At 52.6% G+C, this 15070-nt stretch carries 18 protein-coding genes; 15 read left to right on the forward strand and 3 right to left on the reverse strand.

Annotated features, from left to right (window positions below; translation table 11 throughout):
• Positions 1–92 precede the first annotated feature (92 nt).
• Positions 93–830 carry a fumarate/nitrate reduction transcriptional regulator Fnr gene (gene fnr, locus ACXAFI_RS01895; RefSeq protein ID WP_475107467.1) on the forward strand — a complete coding sequence of 246 codons (738 nt, stop codon included), beginning with the start codon at positions 93–95 and terminating at the stop codon, positions 828–830.
• 286 nt (positions 831–1116) lie between these two features.
• On the forward strand, positions 1117–1776 hold the full coding sequence (locus tag ACXAFI_RS01900) for a putative adhesin (protein ID WP_152454920.1): 660 nt from the start codon (positions 1117–1119) through the stop codon (positions 1774–1776).
• Between the two features lie 81 nt (positions 1777–1857).
• Here the strand turns inward: ACXAFI_RS01900 and ACXAFI_RS01905 are convergent, their stop codons facing one another.
• Positions 1858–2301, reverse strand: coding sequence for a SpoIIAA family protein (locus ACXAFI_RS01905; protein ID WP_152454919.1), 444 nt, complete (start codon positions 2299–2301; stop codon positions 1858–1860).
• A gap of 41 nt (positions 2302–2342) precedes the next feature.
• On the reverse strand, positions 2343–2918 hold the full coding sequence (locus ACXAFI_RS01910; RefSeq protein ID WP_475107468.1) for a hemerythrin domain-containing protein: 576 nt from the start codon (positions 2916–2918) through the stop codon (positions 2343–2345).
• A gap of 705 nt (positions 2919–3623) precedes the next feature.
• On the opposite strand from ACXAFI_RS01910, the gene ACXAFI_RS01915 reads away from it, so the two are divergent.
• The 13 genes from ACXAFI_RS01915 to ribA all read left to right on the forward strand — a co-directional run bounded on the left by ACXAFI_RS01915 (position 3624) and on the right by ribA (position 13600).
• A complete protein-coding gene (locus ACXAFI_RS01915) occupies positions 3624–3995 on the forward strand; it encodes an outer membrane protein (protein ID WP_475109789.1) in 372 nt (123 codons plus the stop codon).
• A 169-nt stretch (positions 3996–4164) separates the two neighbouring features.
• Complete coding sequence (locus ACXAFI_RS01920) at positions 4165–4656, forward strand: outer membrane beta-barrel protein (protein ID WP_475107469.1); 492 nt, start codon at positions 4165–4167, stop codon at positions 4654–4656.
• Between the two features lie 215 nt (positions 4657–4871).
• Positions 4872–6140, forward strand: coding sequence for a serine hydroxymethyltransferase (gene glyA, locus ACXAFI_RS01925; RefSeq protein WP_444920078.1), 1269 nt, complete (start codon positions 4872–4874; stop codon positions 6138–6140).
• A 151-nt stretch (positions 6141–6291) separates the two neighbouring features.
• On the forward strand, positions 6292–6759 hold the full coding sequence (gene nrdR, locus ACXAFI_RS01930) for a transcriptional regulator NrdR (protein ID WP_252083353.1): 468 nt from the start codon (positions 6292–6294) through the stop codon (positions 6757–6759).
• The gene (ribD, locus tag ACXAFI_RS01935; protein WP_475106324.1) at positions 6756–7901 is read left to right on the forward strand and encodes a bifunctional diaminohydroxyphosphoribosylaminopyrimidine deaminase/5-amino-6-(5-phosphoribosylamino)uracil reductase RibD; all 1146 of its coding nucleotides are present in this window, start codon (positions 6756–6758) and stop codon (positions 7899–7901) included. Before nrdR ends, ribD begins: the two co-directional genes overlap by 4 nt.
• The gene (locus ACXAFI_RS01940; protein WP_475106323.1) at positions 7901–8563 is read left to right on the forward strand and encodes a riboflavin synthase; all 663 of its coding nucleotides are present in this window, start codon (positions 7901–7903) and stop codon (positions 8561–8563) included. Before ribD ends, ACXAFI_RS01940 begins: the two co-directional genes overlap by 1 nt.
• A gap of 99 nt (positions 8564–8662) precedes the next feature.
• On the forward strand, positions 8663–9775 hold the full coding sequence (gene ribBA, locus ACXAFI_RS01945) for a bifunctional 3,4-dihydroxy-2-butanone-4-phosphate synthase/GTP cyclohydrolase II (RefSeq protein WP_252083351.1): 1113 nt from the start codon (positions 8663–8665) through the stop codon (positions 9773–9775).
• Positions 9776–9840: 65 nt separating this feature from the next.
• Positions 9841–10311, forward strand: coding sequence for a 6,7-dimethyl-8-ribityllumazine synthase (gene ribH, locus ACXAFI_RS01950; RefSeq protein ID WP_152454910.1), 471 nt, complete (start codon positions 9841–9843; stop codon positions 10309–10311).
• Between the two features lie 65 nt (positions 10312–10376).
• Positions 10377–10820: a transcription antitermination factor NusB gene (nusB, locus tag ACXAFI_RS01955; RefSeq protein ID WP_444882793.1), complete on the forward strand. Its 444-nt coding sequence runs from the start codon at positions 10377–10379 to the stop codon at positions 10818–10820.
• Positions 10821–10830: 10 nt separating this feature from the next.
• Positions 10831–11778 (forward strand): thiamine-phosphate kinase, encoded by a 948-nt coding sequence (gene thiL, locus ACXAFI_RS01960; protein ID WP_475107470.1) that lies wholly within the window; start codon positions 10831–10833, stop codon positions 11776–11778.
• A gap of 46 nt (positions 11779–11824) precedes the next feature.
• Positions 11825–12313 (forward strand): phosphatidylglycerophosphatase A family protein, encoded by a 489-nt coding sequence (locus tag ACXAFI_RS01965; protein ID WP_444920072.1) that lies wholly within the window; start codon positions 11825–11827, stop codon positions 12311–12313.
• A 16-nt stretch (positions 12314–12329) separates the two neighbouring features.
• Complete coding sequence (locus tag ACXAFI_RS01970) at positions 12330–12965, forward strand: retropepsin-like aspartic protease family protein (RefSeq protein WP_475107471.1); 636 nt, start codon at positions 12330–12332, stop codon at positions 12963–12965.
• Positions 12966–12982: 17 nt separating this feature from the next.
• A complete protein-coding gene (ribA, locus tag ACXAFI_RS01975; RefSeq protein WP_252083347.1) occupies positions 12983–13600 on the forward strand; it encodes a GTP cyclohydrolase II in 618 nt (205 codons plus the stop codon).
• A 138-nt stretch (positions 13601–13738) separates the two neighbouring features.
• Here the strand turns inward: ribA and ACXAFI_RS01980 are convergent, their stop codons facing one another.
• Entirely contained in the window at positions 13739–15013 is a 1275-nt protein-coding gene (locus ACXAFI_RS01980) for a metal-dependent hydrolase family protein (RefSeq protein ID WP_475107472.1), read from the reverse strand.
• Between the last annotated feature and the right edge of the window lie 57 nt (positions 15014–15070).

The raw sequence follows: 15070 nt of genomic DNA on the forward strand, positions 1-15070 counted from the left end.
ATTTTTCCAATATTTTGCAGTTTGCTTCGAAGTGAAGACGCACTCCGCCAATGCCGTTACAATTTTGCAAAATTTTAACCGGCCAGTTGGGCATGATTGATTCATCAACAGCGGTAAGTTGCAGTAATTGCTCCGTCAGACGCCTATGCATACCAGCAGGCCTGTCTCAAGTTGATATTGACCGCCTTGAACAGGTCACGGGAAAAAAGAAGCTGATTAAGGCCGGGGAATCCCTATACCGGGTTGGCGATTCATTTCAAAACCTCTACGCAATCCGTTCTGGCAGTTTTAAAAATGTCGTAATAGCCGCTGATGGCGACACTCAGGTAACACATTTTGCTTTACCGGGAGAATTGCTTGGACTCGATGCTTACAGTACGCGTGTTCATTCAAGCTATGCCGAGGCACTCGAAGACAGTAGTGTTTGCTTGTTGCCATTTTCTCAACTGGAATTGTTAGCGCAACAGATTCCGGCTCTACAGCAACAGATATACAGTATTTTTTCTGAAGAGCTACGCAAGGAAAATGAAATATTAATGTTACTTGGCAAGCGATCCGCAGATACCCGTCTGGCCGCATTGCTAATGAATATTTCCAGCCGCTACGCCAGTCGCGGGTATTCTTCCTGCGAATTTATTTTATCCATGCCGCGCACAGATATAGCCAATTATCTGGGCTTGACTGCGGAAACGGTCAGTCGGCTGTTTTCTCGTTTTCAGAAACAGGGGTTTATCAAGGTGAATGGCAGGGTTGTACAGATTCAGGACTTGCTTGGGCTCAGTGAAGTGGCTGGAACTCACTGCGGTTACGATAATGAAGGCGGAGATTAGCTCGCCAATTTTTACTGACGAGCGTTTCAAGGAAGGGGTTAGTAGCTAGCTAGTGCTCCAATATTCCCCAGCCATAGCCTGCTCTAGCCGTTGCCCGCCATCGATCTATTCTTGCGCGTAAATGTGAATATTCTTCTAGCGCTGGTCATCCTTTCAATATCCGATTAATTTTGGGTAGATCTTTTCTTGATGGCTCCTCCGTTAAGCTTAGTGGCGTAATTTTTGCCATTGAGCAATTGCGGGTATATGATTCGAAAAAAATAAGTTGCTAATCCAGGGAGTGATTATGCCCGTCAGAGAGTTTGATAGATTTAAGATATTTACTGCGAGTGGGAAGCGCTTAGGTGAGGCTTCCAATTTGGTTATTTCTGCGCATGGTGCTGCAACCAAACAGCATTTCTACACCAACGGGCATGGGGGAGATAATATTTTCTTTTTCTCCCCCCATGGTTATTCCTTAAGTGACCCGGGCATTAGCAGTGTGCTTTCTGGAAATGCGAAGTATCACGAATGGATTAAGAAAGGAAAGGTTTGCCATAATTATACTTTGAGTAAGTACCAGGGATACCATGGGACCACTACCGGGCAAATTTTGGGGCGGGTAACTCGGCCTTTTATCAAAGGGGAATCTTATACCGATGTGCAAAATGCTCTGGATAATGCACATAAGCACAATCAAGATTACTCTTCACTCGATCCAAATAACCCTATCCATCAAAAAATGTTGGCTAATATAAAGCCTGTTATGGAAGCTGATCTATTGACTATTCGCCACAGGGTTGGAAAGGATGATCCAACTTTGGTAGATGTTATTAATACACTGCATGCGAATAAATTGCATTATGACAATATCTATTGTTCATTTTGTCGCAGTGAGGTGAGCCTCAATAATATTTTGATAGGGACACCATCCTGGGATAGTAAGTTTCAACGGGTGTCCCACTGAGGCTGGATTTTTATGCGAGGTCTAAAGAGATTATTTTAGGCAAAAAAAGGGGGCGTAACCGCCCCGTTAATCCACTACTTATCAGGAGTGTGTGGAGAAAGCTAATTCCTTTTCTGCACCTTTTTTTTCTGCCTCTTTTTCCAGTGCCTGTGATAGCCAGTCCATGGCCTCGTGCTGCTTTTCAAAGTAGCGCACTTCGCCACTCACAAACCATCCACCAACTTTGGTGGCCAGCTCCTGCCAGCCCTCATCTCCTAGTACAGCAATACGACAGAACTCGTTGCCATGTTTCAGGGTCAATTTAAATTCATCCCATATCGCGTGCAGACCCCAACCCTCAAAATCCCGCAGATCAATCAGCATTTGTACTTTTGGTTTTTTGACCCCTTCAAGGGCATACTCAAGCAAAGGCGTGATGTACTCGTAATCTTCATGGGTTAGTTGCCCAACGGCTTTAATATACAGGAAGAAATCATTATCAATTCTTTCCATGCCAATGGAGATTCCGTGGCGTTTGATTTGCATATCTCCTCCTTCAGTGTGCTCGAAATGTGGTTTGAGCAATCCTAAGCAAAGGCCTGTATGGGTGACTCTGGCTGCGTTAGATACTCACGTAAAGATTCGTAAACGTTTCTGGTTTTTTGATCGAAGAATGGATCTTTCAGCTGTTTCACCTGCTTGTGTATTTGTTTCCAGTCTTCTACTTCCAGGTACTGCTCTATTTGGGGAAATATTGCCGAATTTTCCAACTCTATATGTTTGCGTTGCAACTGCAAATAGGTATGGCTGGCTCCTTGTAAAACTCTTCTCTCTACCATGGCATCGTTGGCTACGGCATAGAAAAGCGCGCACATGTGCTTGGTAGTTGCCGCAATTTGCTCGTGCTGCATCTGTGCTTCATAAATCGCATTTCGATTGTGCACAGGTTTGGTCAGTAGCCGAGCAAGTATCAGGTCTTCCACCGGGTGATGGTACTTGTCTGGGTAAACAGAAAAATAATCCAGTGCGTCCAGAATTAGTGAGAGGGTATTAGGATCCCGCTCATTACTCCCAAAAAGGTCCTGTAGCAAGCGCTCAAAAGCATTGAGCATTTGCTGCATGTTTTTATGGTCTAAACAGAGCTGTCGATAGATGTTATTCATCCCAGACCTCCGCGATCAGTTTCGAGACTTATTGTTGCCAGCAGACTCGAGAAGGGAATTGATGTGGATCAAGTACCAAATAGATAGTGGTAGAGCTGAAAATTTTTGGCGCGGTAAACAAGGAATTTTACGGTTTTATTGTCAGTGTCAAGCAAATTGCCCGATCAGCTATGTGAAAGTCTGAGGATGGAGGACAAAAATGGCGTGATATGCAATTTAGAGCTGGTTTTGAGCGAACCTTAGTCTTGTTATGTGAATAAAGCCGTCGTGACAGTATTTATCTATACCGGACAGAGTTTATATGCCATACCCTAAATTTGAGGTAGTTTTTTCGGCTACTTTTTTCGGCTACTTTAAGCTTGACCACTAGGGAATTGTGCCTAATTCCAACCTGGGGAGAATCATGGCCGCTTGTTCTCGCCTCTCTGATGATATTTTCTTTGCCTACTTCTCAGCTCCATTTTATCGGGTTTCCAGGCAGCCATTTCGATCCAGTAGCTTTTTAGGCGTTGTCAGTCGGTGAAAGGCTTACAGAGAAAAATTACTCGGCGCAAGGTGATTTCTGTCTTTGGCAAATTGGAAAAATTATGAAAAAAATAACAAATTTCTTAGGTACCCTGACTCTAGCTCTATTCTCCGGCACATTTGTCCAGGGGTTCTATTGGGGAAGGGGGCTTGGGGTGATGGATTTCGATATTTAACAATATCGATAACCCCCTAGGTGTTGGTCTGCGCATCGGTTATCCGCTTTACTCCGGCTGGGGGCTCGAGGCCGAATATAACGGCTCCTTATATGGTGGGGAAACCGAGGTTCAGGGAAAAGAGGTGGATGTCGATCTGCATACCCTGGCTGGCTACCGGACTTATAGCTCCCAAGGCTATTTCTATTTTAAGGGACGCCTGGGTCTCCTCTACGAGCATGTGACTGTTGGCAGTAACAGCAGTGATGACTTTGGTGTGGCTATTGGCGCGGGTATCGGTCTTGCCTTAACAGCCAATAGCCGGATGGAGTTGGAATACACCCAGCTCGAAAAGGACGTGGGCCTTTGGTCAGGGTCTTTTAACTATCGCTTCTGAAGTTGGCTGCTAGGGCAAAATACCCGACTCCTCTGGAGTCATTTCGGTGGTCATACTTTGAGTTAATCTCTAAATATAAAGCTCTCTAAGGTAAGTGTGTACTTGCATACTTTGTTTTGGCACCTATAATCCGCCCGATTTTTATATCTCAACAAATATGGGGATGGATATGCGTTTTCGTTTTAACGCGTTAGTTGCCGCCGTGGCTTTGGTATGTTCTGCAGCAGCTCAGGCAGAGGGCGCCTATGTAGGTGCAGTTTTTGGTGTAATGAATACCGATGCGGACGGAGATAGCCCACTCAATGCAGGGGTTCGTGTTGGCTATGGCTGGAATTCGGGTTGGGGTCTGGAAGCCGAATTCACTGACTCCTTGGTTGAAGGAGAGTACGATTACTACTGGAGTGAAGTGGACTACTCTTTTGCGACCCAGGCGATTTACGCGACTTACCGTTCTGAGGGGGATATTTACCTCAAGGGACGGCTCGGTTATCTCCATGAAGAGCTGGATGTCGACGGTTTTGGTGAATATTCAGATAGTGGTGCCTCGGCAGGTATTGGTGCCGGGTTCAAGCTGACCGAGAGTGTTCTATTCGAGACAGAGTATACCTTTATCGAGTCTGATGTGGATTATTGGTCAGGCTCCTTGGTTGTTCGCTTCTAAGCTAACCAACAGTGAAAACGCGGCCATTTGGCCGCGTTTTCGTTTTTGCGCAATCCCTGTGACCTTGGTGTACAATGCGCGCCTTTCTAAAATGCTCAGGATTCTTTGAGTAGTCAGTGGGGCCTGTTGGCACCTGAGGCCAAGTTGCAAGGCCTGAGCACAGTGGTACCGAGTTACACCAGTCTCTACTCAGCCCGCATTACCGAGGGAACACCATGTTTGATTCATCTGTCACGCTCGCTTCTTACGATCCCGAAATCTGGGAAGCTATCCGCGAAGAGGATTCTCGCCAGGAAGACCACATTGAGCTGATCGCCTCCGAGAACTACACCAGCCCACAAGTCATGGAAGCCCAGGGCAGCAGCCTCACGAATAAGTACGCAGAAGGTTATCCGGGCAAACGCTACTACGGTGGCTGTGAGTATGTGGATAAAGTGGAAACCCTGGCGATTGAGCGCGCTAAGGCGCTGTTTGGTGCAGATTACGCCAATGTACAACCGCACTCTGGCTCCCAGGCCAACTCGGCGGTATATCAGGCCCTGTGCGCCCCCGGCGACACCGTGCTGGGTATGAGCCTGGCCCACGGCGGCCACCTGACCCACGGCGCCCGTGTCAACTTCTCCGGCAAAATCTACAACGCGGTGCAGTACGGTCTGAATCCGGAAACCGGCGAGGTGGATTACGAGGAGGTGGAGCGTCTGGCTCTGGAGCACAAACCCAAGATGATCGTAGCCGGCTTCTCCGCCTACAGCCGTGTCATGGATTGGGCACGTTTCCGCGAAATCGCCGACAAAGTGGGAGCCTACCTGTTTGTGGATATGGCCCACGTAGCCGGTTTGGTTGCCGCTGGTGAATACCCATCGCCGATTTCCCACGCAGATGTGGTGACTTCCACCACTCACAAGACCCTGCGCGGACCGCGCGGTGGCATTATCCTGGCCCGCGCCAACGAAGAGATCGAGAAGAAACTGAACTCCGCGGTATTCCCCGGTGGTCAGGGCGGCCCGCTGATGCATGTTATCGCGGCCAAGGCGGTTTCCTTTAAAGAAGCCATGAGCCCTGAGTACAAGGCTTACCAGAAGAAGGTGGTAGAGAATGCCCGCGCTATGGCGGAGACTTTCCTCGACCGCGGTATCAATATCGTTTCTGGCGGCACCGATGATCACCTGATGCTAGTGGACCTGATCGGTAAGGAATACACCGGTAAAGATGCCGATGAGGCCCTGGGCAATGCCAATATCACGGTGAATAAAAATGCGGTGCCTAATGACCCGCGTTCTCCCTTCATCACCAGTGGTCTGCGTGTCGGTACTCCGGCGATTACCACGCGCGGTTTCGGCGTGAAGGAAACCCAGCAGCTGACCCATTGGATCTGCGATATCCTGGACGCACTGGAAGGCGGCGATGTTGAAGCCACCATTGCCGATGTGAAGCAAAAAGTTCTGGAGATCTGTGCACAGTTTCCTGTGTACAAGAAAGCCTAATTTAGCTTTGCTAGAAAAAGCGGCTCGGTGAGCCGCTTTTTTTATGGCTGTATCACAGTGTGCTGCACCGCAGCGGTGCGTGGTGCAGTCACAGGGGGCAACGGCTGTGATAAACTGCGGCCCATTTTCCATTCCCTGGGGACGATCCCACATGCACTGTCCTTTCTGCAGCGCAGAAGAAACCAAAGTAGTCGATTCCCGCCTGGTGGCGGAGGGCGATCAGGTGCGCCGCCGGCGCGAGTGCCTCGAATGCCATGAACGTTTCACCACCTTTGAAAGCGCAGAGCTGCTGTTGCCCAGGGTGATCAAACAAAATGGCCAGCGCGAGCCCTTCAATGAAGACAAATTGCGCGCGGGCATCCAGCGCGCGGTAGAGAAGCGCCCGGTCAGTATCGAGCGGGTGGAATCCGCAGTCTCCCAAATCAAGCATGCGCTGCGCGCAACGGGTGAGCGCGAGCTGCCCGCAAGGGCCATCGGTGAGCTGGTCATGGAGCAGTTGCGCGAGCTGGATGAGGTCGCTTATGTACGCTTTGCCTCGGTGTATCGACGCTTTGAAGATGTCAGCGACTTCAGTGAAGAAATTGAGCGCCTGACCAGTAAGGAAAACCAAACGCAATGAGTCAAATGGCTGTAGAGAGTGCCCAGGCACTGATGGGCCGCGCTATTCAGCTGGCGGAGCGCGGTCTCTATACCACTATGCCGAATCCCCGGGTCGGCTGTGTGATCACCGATGATAATGGCAAAGTAATTGCCGAGGGCTGGCATAAGCGTGCTGGCGAACCCCACGCTGAAATAGAAGCCCTGCGCGATGCGGGCGAGCGGGCCCGCGGCGCCATCGTCTATGTGACCCTTGAACCTTGTAGCCACAGTGGCCGCACAGGTCCCTGTGCCGAGGCACTGGTACAGGCCGGTGTCGCCCGCGTGGTTTACGGTATGGAAGACCCGAATCCCAGGGTTGCCGGAAGCGGTTTGCAGAAACTGCGCGATGCGGGCATTGAGGTAGAGGGGCCAGTGCTGGAAGAGCGCTGCCGTGCGCTCAACCCGGGTTTTATCAAGCGTATGACCTTGGGGTTACCCCTGGTGCGCAGCAAATCTGCGATGAGTTTAGATGGTCGCACCGCCATGGCCAGCGGTGAATCCAAATGGGTTTCGGGCCCGGCTGCGCGCGCCGATGTGCAGCGCCTGCGTGCGCGTAGCTGTGCAGTGGTAACTGGCGTAGAGACTGTGCGATTCGACAACCCGAATCTCAATGTGCGCGCCGATGAGATGGCGCTGGAGCTGCTCGAAGCGGAACAGGCTGCAGAAGTTCAGCCCCTGCGCGTTATTGTCGACAGCCAGCTGCGCACGCCGGCAAAGGCCTTTATTTTGCAGGGGGACGCCCCCACACTGGTGTGCACTACTGAGCGCGCCGATCCAGAGCGTCGTCAGCGACTGGAAAACGCCGGTGCCGAAGTTGTCGTTTTACCTCAGGACAAGGACGGTCGGGTAGACCTGCTTGCCCTGCTCAAAGAGTTGGCCCGACGCGAATGCAATGAAGTACTGATAGAAAGCGGTGCGATCCTTTCCGGTGAGTTTCTCTACCGGGGGCACGTAGACGAATTGATTGTCTATCTGGCGCCCAAGCTGCTCGGCAGCACGGCGCGGCCGCTGTTTGAATTGCCCATCGAGCGTATGGGCTCGGTGCTGCCGATCACGATTACCGATATGCGCGCGGTCGGCCACGACTGGCGCATCACCGCAACCACGGATATCGAGCGCTGATGTTTACTGGAATTATTGAGGCGGTCGGCGAGATTGCCGATCTGCAGCCGCGCGGTGGGGATCTGCGCGTGCGCGTCAGGAGCGGCAAACTGGACCTCGCCGATGTGCAGCTTGGTGATAGTATCGCCACCAACGGCGTCTGTCTGACCGTAGTGGAGCTGCCCGGTGATGGCTACTGGGCGGATGTTTCCGCGGAGACGCTGGATGTCACCAGTGTCAGCAGCTGGAAGCGCGGGGATAGGGTCAACCTGGAGAAGGCATTGACCCCACAAACCCGCCTTGGCGGCCATATTGTCAGCGGCCATGTGGACGGTATCGGCGAGGTGGTGTGGCGTAAATCTGAGGCCCGTGCCGAGCGTTTTCGCCTACGCGCACCGGATAATCTGGCTCGTTATATTGCCCACAAGGGCTCGATTACTGTCGACGGTACCAGTCTTACCGTGAACGCGGTGGACGGCGCTGAGTTTGAACTCACCATTGTGCCGCATACCTTGCAGGAAACGATTATGCAGGGCTACGCGGCTGGCACCCGGGTCAATCTTGAGGTGGACTTGATCGCACGCTACCTGGAGCGCCTGCTTCTTGGCGAGGAGGCGGCCAAATCCAACGACGGTGGTATGACACTCGAATTTCTCGCCCAGAACGGGTTTTACAAGCGCTAGCTGGCTTTATCCCGGCATGCCGCGCCAGTGAGGGCGGGTGAGTGTAACTGCAGGGAAAGCCGCTCAATTTGCAATTGATTAATTTATCCAGAGTTAGCAATGGAATTAAATACGGTTGAAGAACTGATCGACGATATCCGCCAGGGCAAAATGGTGATCCTGATGGACGATGAGGATCGCGAAAACGAGGGTGACCTGGTGATGGCAGCGGAGCAGGTGCGCGCCGAAGATATTAACTTTATGGCTACCCATGCCCGCGGCCTGATTTGTATGCCCATGTCCAAGGAGCGCTGTGAGCAGCTGGACCTGCCGCTGATGTCGCGGGATAACGGTGCCCAGTTCAGCACCAACTTCACCGTCTCTATCGAAGCTGCCGAAGGGGTGACCACCGGTATTTCCGCTGCGGACCGTGCGCGTACCGTGCGCGCCGCCGTAAATAGAAATGCCAAACCCAGCGATATCGTTCAGCCCGGACATATTTTCCCGATTATGGCCCAGCCCGGTGGCGTACTGAGCCGTGCCGGCCATACTGAGGCCGGCTGTGATCTTTCCCGCTTGGCGGGTTTCGAGGCGGCCGCGGTAATCGTTGAAATCATGAATGACGATGGCACCATGGCACGCCGCCCGGATCTGGAAAAGTTCGCGAAAGAGCACAACCTGAAGATCGGCACCATTGCCGACTTGATTACTTACCGCGCGCTCAACGAGAAAACCGTGGAGTGCGTCAACGAACGCAAAGTGCGTACCGAGTTTGGCGAGTTTAAACTGCGCACCTATCTCGACAAGGCCCGCCGCGAGCGCCACTTCGCCTTTATCAAAGGCGAGCCTACGCCAGAGGAGCCAACCCTGGTGCGCGTACATGTGGGCAACACCCTGCGAGATGTGCTCACGATTCAGCGCGGTGATGAAAAATTTGTCCCCTGGACTTTCCGCCGCGCCATGCAGCGCATCGAGAAAGAGGGCAAAGGTGTGGTGGTATTGATCTGCCATAACGAGACCACCGAGGAAATCGAGGAGAGTATCGATTGGCTGATCAGCGGCAAGCAGCAGCGCCCCAGCCAGGACTTAGTGTACAAGCAGGTGGGTACCGGTTCGCAGATACTGCGTGATCTCAAGGTGCGCAAGATGCGCCTGATGAGTGCGCCGTTTAAGTTCAGCGCTATTTCTGGTTTTGAACTGGAAGTGGAAGAGTACTTGAACGTCGAAGAGTAATAACAGAATGTTTCCCGGTGCATTTGAAATGGCACGGGTATGGAAAGAAATACGGATTGGACATTATGAGCAACATTCAAGTGATTGAAGGGGATTTTGTCGGCAGTACAGGTAAGTACGCGCTGCTGGTGAGCCGTTGGAACAGCTTTGTGGTTGAGAGCCTCAAAGATGGCGCCCTCGATACCTTGCGCCGCAAGGGCATCAAGGATGAGGATATCACCATCTATTACGCCCCCGGTGCCTTCGAATTCCCGCTGGCCGCGCAAAAGCTGGCGGAAACCAAAAAATTTGATGCGATTATTGCACTGGGCGCGGTGATTCGTGGCGGCACTCCGCACTTCGAATATGTCGCTGGTGAGTGCACCAAAGGTCTGGCTCAGGTATCCCTGAATACCGGTATTCCGGTGACCTTTGGTGTGTTGACTGTGGACTCCATTGAGCAAGCTATCGAGCGCTCCGGCACCAAGGCTGGCAACAAAGGTTGTGAAGCCGCCGAAACCGCCCTGGAAATGGTTTCCCTACTCGGCAAAATCTAATTGCCACAGCGCCGGCCAGTTGCGTCGGCGCTGCCCATTCTGAGAAGTATCTACCGGAAAAGACAATGACCGTAACTGCATCTGCCCGCCGCAAGGCGCGCCACTACGCCATGCAGGCGCTCTACCAATGGCAAATGGCCGGCGCCAGCCTCAATGCGATTGAAGCCGAGTTCCATACCGACAACGATATGAGCAAAGCCGACGTGGAATATTTCCGCGATATCTTCCACGGGGTAGCCAAAAACCTCGACGAAGTGGAAGGTGCTTACTCCTCCCATCTGGATCGCAAAGTGGAAGATCTGGACCCGGTGTCCCGCGCCCTGCTGCGCATGGCCACTTATGAACTGAAAAACCGCATCGATGTGCCCTACAAAGTAGTGATTAACGAAGCAGTAGCACTGGCGAAAAAATTCGGCCCCACCGACGCCTTCAAGTTCATCAACGGCATCCTGGATAAGACTGCTGCAGACCTGCGCACTGCGGAAGTGGCCGCAGACAAGAAGTCCTGAAGTCACGCTGATGGGAACCGCGCCGGGCGAATTTGAAATTATCCGCGATTTTTTCGCCAGTGCTCCTGTGGGTGAAGGGGTTGCTCTGGGTATAGGTGATGACTGCGCTCTATTGCAGGCACCCGCCTCGGGGCAGTTGGCCACCTCTATGGATACCCTGGTGGCAGGCCGCCACTTTCCGGCTGATGCGGACCCCGCTGCTATTGCCGCGCGTGCACTCAGGGTTAATCTCAGTGACCTGGCGGCAATGAATGCGCGCCCACTCTGGTTTACCCTGGCCCTGACCCTGCCTGACAGTGATGCAGTTTGGTTGCGCAAATTTGCCGATGGCCTGCTGCAGACCGCGGCACAGTTTGGTGTTTCTCTGGTCGGGGGCGATACCACTGCGGGCCCTTTGTCGATCACCATTCAGGTGATCGGACACACGGAATCGCCACTGCGCCGAGACCGTGCCGGCCCCGGTGATCACGTTTATGTCAGCGGTCCTCTAGGTGCAGCTGCCGCCGCTCTGCCGGTGGTGCTGGGAGAACATCGGGTAAATGCCGATGTGCAGCTGCAGTGTGAACGCGCCTTTTATTATCCCGAACCCCAATTCCCTGTGGCTGCGGCGATTGCCGAGTTGGCCAGTGCGGCTCTGGATATTTCCGATGGTCTGCTCGCTGACCTGGGACATATTTGTGAGTCCAGCGGTGTCAGCGCTGATATTCATCTGGAGCGATTAGCCGTTTCTCCCTTGGCGCGGACTCTTGCCGCAGAGAAAGCAACAACTCTGGCTACAGGCGGTGGCGATGACTACCAACTCTGTTTTACCGTTCCGCAGCAGCGGGTTGCGGACCTGGAACAACTGGACCTGAACGTAACTGCTATCGGCACCCTTGCAGAGGGCGAGGCCGAGGTGCGTTGCTGGCATAATGGCAGCCCCTGGTCGCCACCTGCGACAGGTTATAAGCATTTTTAGGTGGCATTAACCGGGAAGTGCCGGTAGCGGCTTTGGAAATAAGACTATGAGAATACATAACCCCAGTTTTTCCGAGCTTTTGCGCGATCCCACTATGCTTTTGGCTTTTGGCTTTGGCTCGGGGCTGGCACCCAAGGCGCCGGGCACTTTCGGCACCCTGGTAGCCATACCCTTTTGGTGGCTGATGAAGGATCTCTCCGCGGCCTGGTATTTGGGAATCCTTGTAGTGACGGGCTTGGTGGGATGTTACCTGTGCGGGGCCGCGGCAAAGAAACTTGGTGTGCACGACCACGGTGGCATTGTTTGGGATGAGATGGTGGGCTACTGGCTCACAATGTTTATGGCCCCGGCCGGCTGGATTTGGGCACTTTACGGTTTTGTTCTCTTTCGCCTGTTCGACATTGCCAAGCCGCCGCCCATCGGTTGGGCGGACCGGCGTGTACAAGGTGGCGTCGGAATTATGCTCGACGATATACTGGCTGCGGTTTATGCGGCTTTGATATTACAGATAACCGTGTTTTTTGTTGGGGCTTAGCGGATAGGGATTATCAATGCACAAGGCATTTTGGCTTCTGCTGGGGTTACTGGTTTCCAGCACAGTCTGTGCCCAACAGGTACAACTGAAGGGTCTGTTTGGCGATAGCGCCATGCTGGAAATCGATGGCCGTCAGCGTATTCTCAAGGCGGGTCAACAATCACCGGAAGGAGTTGGCCTGATAGAAGCCACCACCAGCTACGCCCACATCCGTGTGAATGGACGAGAGCAGAAACTCACCCTGGATGCGCCCATCGCCGCCAGCTATGCCCAGGCCGAACGCGCCGAGGTGCGCTTGATGGGAGATAGCCGCGGTCATTTCAATACCGATGCCTGGATCAATGGGATGCGGGTACCGGTGATGGTGGATACCGGGGCGACCACCCTGGCAATCAATTACCCCACCGCCCAGCGTCTGCGCTTAAATCTCAATGGCGCCAAACGCATACCGGTGTCGACCGCCAGTGGTATCACCAGTGCTTATTTGATCAATCTCAGCAGTGTCACTATCGGTGGCATTAAATTGCACAATGTAGAAGCTACCGTGCATCCTGATAACTTTCCCCAAGTGGTGCTTCTGGGAAATAGTTTTCTCGGCCGGTTAGATATGGAACAGCAGAGGGGTGTGCTGATACTGCGCGCCCGCAACTGACGTGAAGAGGTATTAAGTTGACCATTCGTTATGTGGAATCCTCAAAATTGCCAACCTCTTGGGGCATGTTTGAGATGCATGGTTTCGAGGAAGTGGAAACTGGCAAGGAGCATGTCGTGCTCACCATGGGGGACTTCGATACCAACGAGCCCCTGTTGGCCCGTATTCACTCGGAATGCCTGACTGGTGATGCCCTGTTTTCCCTGCGTTGTGATTGTGGTGCCCAGCTGCAACATGCCATGCACCGCATTGCCATGGAGGGGCGCGGCGCGATTTTCTATCTGCGTCAGGAGGGCCGTGGTATCGGCCTGCTAAACAAGATCCGTGCCTATCACTTGCAGGATTGCGGCGCGGATACGGTAGAGGCTAACGAGCAGCTTGGTTTTGGCGCAGACATGCGTGACTACTCGATTCTCAAAGCGATGATCGACCACCTGGGCATCCACGCCATTCGCTTGATGACCAATAACCCGCGCAAAGTAAAAGCGTTGGAGGACTTGGGTATTAATGTGACTGAGCGCCTGCCGCACCAGTCCGGGCGCAATCCTCACAATGCCAAGTATTTGTCCACCAAGAAAGGCAAGCTTGGCCATTTGATTGAAAATGAGGATGAGGAAGGGAAAGAAGAAAAATAACTTTTAACCTCCTTCAGACACCCCCACAAAAAAAGGCCGGATAATCCAGGCCTTTTTTTGTCGAAATTAATTAAAGCCGAGCTCGAGTATTTGGAGTTCGGCTTTGAATAATTCAGAGGCTCCTAAAATATTGGGCTTCTAATCTTTAAAGACCTTGCCACCTTTCATCACAAAGTCCACGTCCAGGAGTTCCTCAATATTATCCAGTGGCGAGCCATTGGTGGCGATAATATCGGCGTACTTACCGGACTCAATGGTGCCCAGTGAATCGCTCATATCGATCAGGTCTGCGGCGTTAACGGTAGCGGACTGCAGGATGGCCATATTGTCCATACCGGCTTCACTCATCAGGACAGCCTCGCGTGCATTGATGCCGTGCTTGGATACACCTGAGTCGGTACCGAAGGCAATTTTTACTCCGGCATCGACCGCTTTACGGAAATTGCCGCGCATATCTGTGCCAACACGTATGGCTTTTTCCTTCTGAGCCTCAGATAAAACATCGGTATTTTTTGCCAACTGTACCACGGTATCGCCGGCGAGAAGAGTCGGAACCAGGTAAGCGCCGGTTTCTTTAAATAGCTTATGGGAGCGGGGACCTGCGTAGGTGCCGTGCTCAATACTGTCTACACCAGCCTCCAGTGCGGCGATAATGCCTTCTTCCTGGTGCGCATGACTGGCCACCTTGCGCCCCATACGCTGGGCTGCCAGGACCACCTCTTTTAGCTCATCGATTTCCATCTGCTGGCCGGTACCTGTAGCGCGATCGGTAAGTACGCCGCCGGTAGAGGTAATCTTGATAAAATCAGCGCCGTATTTGATCGCATGGCGGGTCGCGCGGCGGCAATCGTAGGGACCGTCGCATACCGTTCTGGTTTTGTCGTCATGCAGTGCCATTAACTCGGGGCTGACTCCACTGATATCGGCATGCCCTCCGGTAATGCCCACTCCGCCGGCTGCGATAATGCGTGGGCCATCTACCCAGCCACTATTGATCGCATCGCGCATCGCATACATTTCTTCGCCGCTATTACCCGCATCGCGTACAGTGGTAAAACCAGATTTCAGAATACGCATGCCAAACATTTGCGAGCGCATTTGGGTCAATGGCATGGACATCTTTAAGGCTTCGGAATCGTTTTTGGGGCCCAACTCAGTTTGCAGGTGAACGTGCATATCCATTAAGCCCGGCATTACGAAGCTGTCCTTAAGATCAATGACTTCGGCATCATCTCTATTCACATAACCAGGGCGGATGGAAGTAATTCTGCCATCCTCGATTATTACGCTTTGCTCTTTTAAAGGCTTTTTACCGGGAACAGCGAGCAGTGTGCCTGCGTGGATAATGGTTTCTGCCAGTGCTGAGGAAGAGAAAAGAGTCGCTGCGATACCGCAGAGAAGGAAACGCTTCATGATTTGTACACCTATTTATTATTTAGGCACACGCTAAATCAATCCGCGGAATATGAC

The sequence above is a fragment of the Microbulbifer sp. ABH2_005 genome (assembly GCF_056160005.1).

Bases quoted from the DNA above. Each gene is read 5' to 3' on its own strand.
- fnr (WP_475107467.1), top strand. From the start codon at position 93: ATGATTGATTCATCAACAGCGGTAAGTTGCAGTAATTGCTCCGTCAGA.
- ACXAFI_RS01900 (WP_152454920.1), top strand. From the start codon at position 1,117: ATGCCCGTCAGAGAGTTTGATAGATTTAAGATATTTACTGCGAGTGGG.
- ACXAFI_RS01905 (WP_152454919.1), bottom strand. From the start codon at position 2,301: ATGCAAATCAAACGCCACGGAATCTCCATTGGCATGGAAAGAATTGAT.
- ACXAFI_RS01910 (WP_475107468.1), bottom strand. From the start codon at position 2,918: ATGAATAACATCTATCGACAGCTCTGTTTAGACCATAAAAACATGCAG.
- ACXAFI_RS01920 (WP_475107469.1), top strand. From the start codon at position 4,165: ATGCGTTTTCGTTTTAACGCGTTAGTTGCCGCCGTGGCTTTGGTATGT.
- glyA (WP_444920078.1), top strand. From the start codon at position 4,872: ATGTTTGATTCATCTGTCACGCTCGCTTCTTACGATCCCGAAATCTGG.
- nrdR (WP_252083353.1), top strand. From the start codon at position 6,292: ATGCACTGTCCTTTCTGCAGCGCAGAAGAAACCAAAGTAGTCGATTCC.
- ribD (WP_475106324.1), top strand. From the start codon at position 6,756: ATGAGTCAAATGGCTGTAGAGAGTGCCCAGGCACTGATGGGCCGCGCT.
- ACXAFI_RS01940 (WP_475106323.1), top strand. From the start codon at position 7,901: ATGTTTACTGGAATTATTGAGGCGGTCGGCGAGATTGCCGATCTGCAG.
- ribBA (WP_252083351.1), top strand. From the start codon at position 8,663: ATGGAATTAAATACGGTTGAAGAACTGATCGACGATATCCGCCAGGGC.
- ribH (WP_152454910.1), top strand. From the start codon at position 9,841: ATGAGCAACATTCAAGTGATTGAAGGGGATTTTGTCGGCAGTACAGGT.
- nusB (WP_444882793.1), top strand. From the start codon at position 10,377: ATGACCGTAACTGCATCTGCCCGCCGCAAGGCGCGCCACTACGCCATG.
- thiL (WP_475107470.1), top strand. From the start codon at position 10,831: ATGGGAACCGCGCCGGGCGAATTTGAAATTATCCGCGATTTTTTCGCC.
- ACXAFI_RS01965 (WP_444920072.1), top strand. From the start codon at position 11,825: ATGAGAATACATAACCCCAGTTTTTCCGAGCTTTTGCGCGATCCCACT.
- ACXAFI_RS01970 (WP_475107471.1), top strand. From the start codon at position 12,330: ATGCACAAGGCATTTTGGCTTCTGCTGGGGTTACTGGTTTCCAGCACA.
- ACXAFI_RS01980 (WP_475107472.1), bottom strand. From the start codon at position 15,013: ATGAAGCGTTTCCTTCTCTGCGGTATCGCAGCGACTCTTTTCTCTTCC.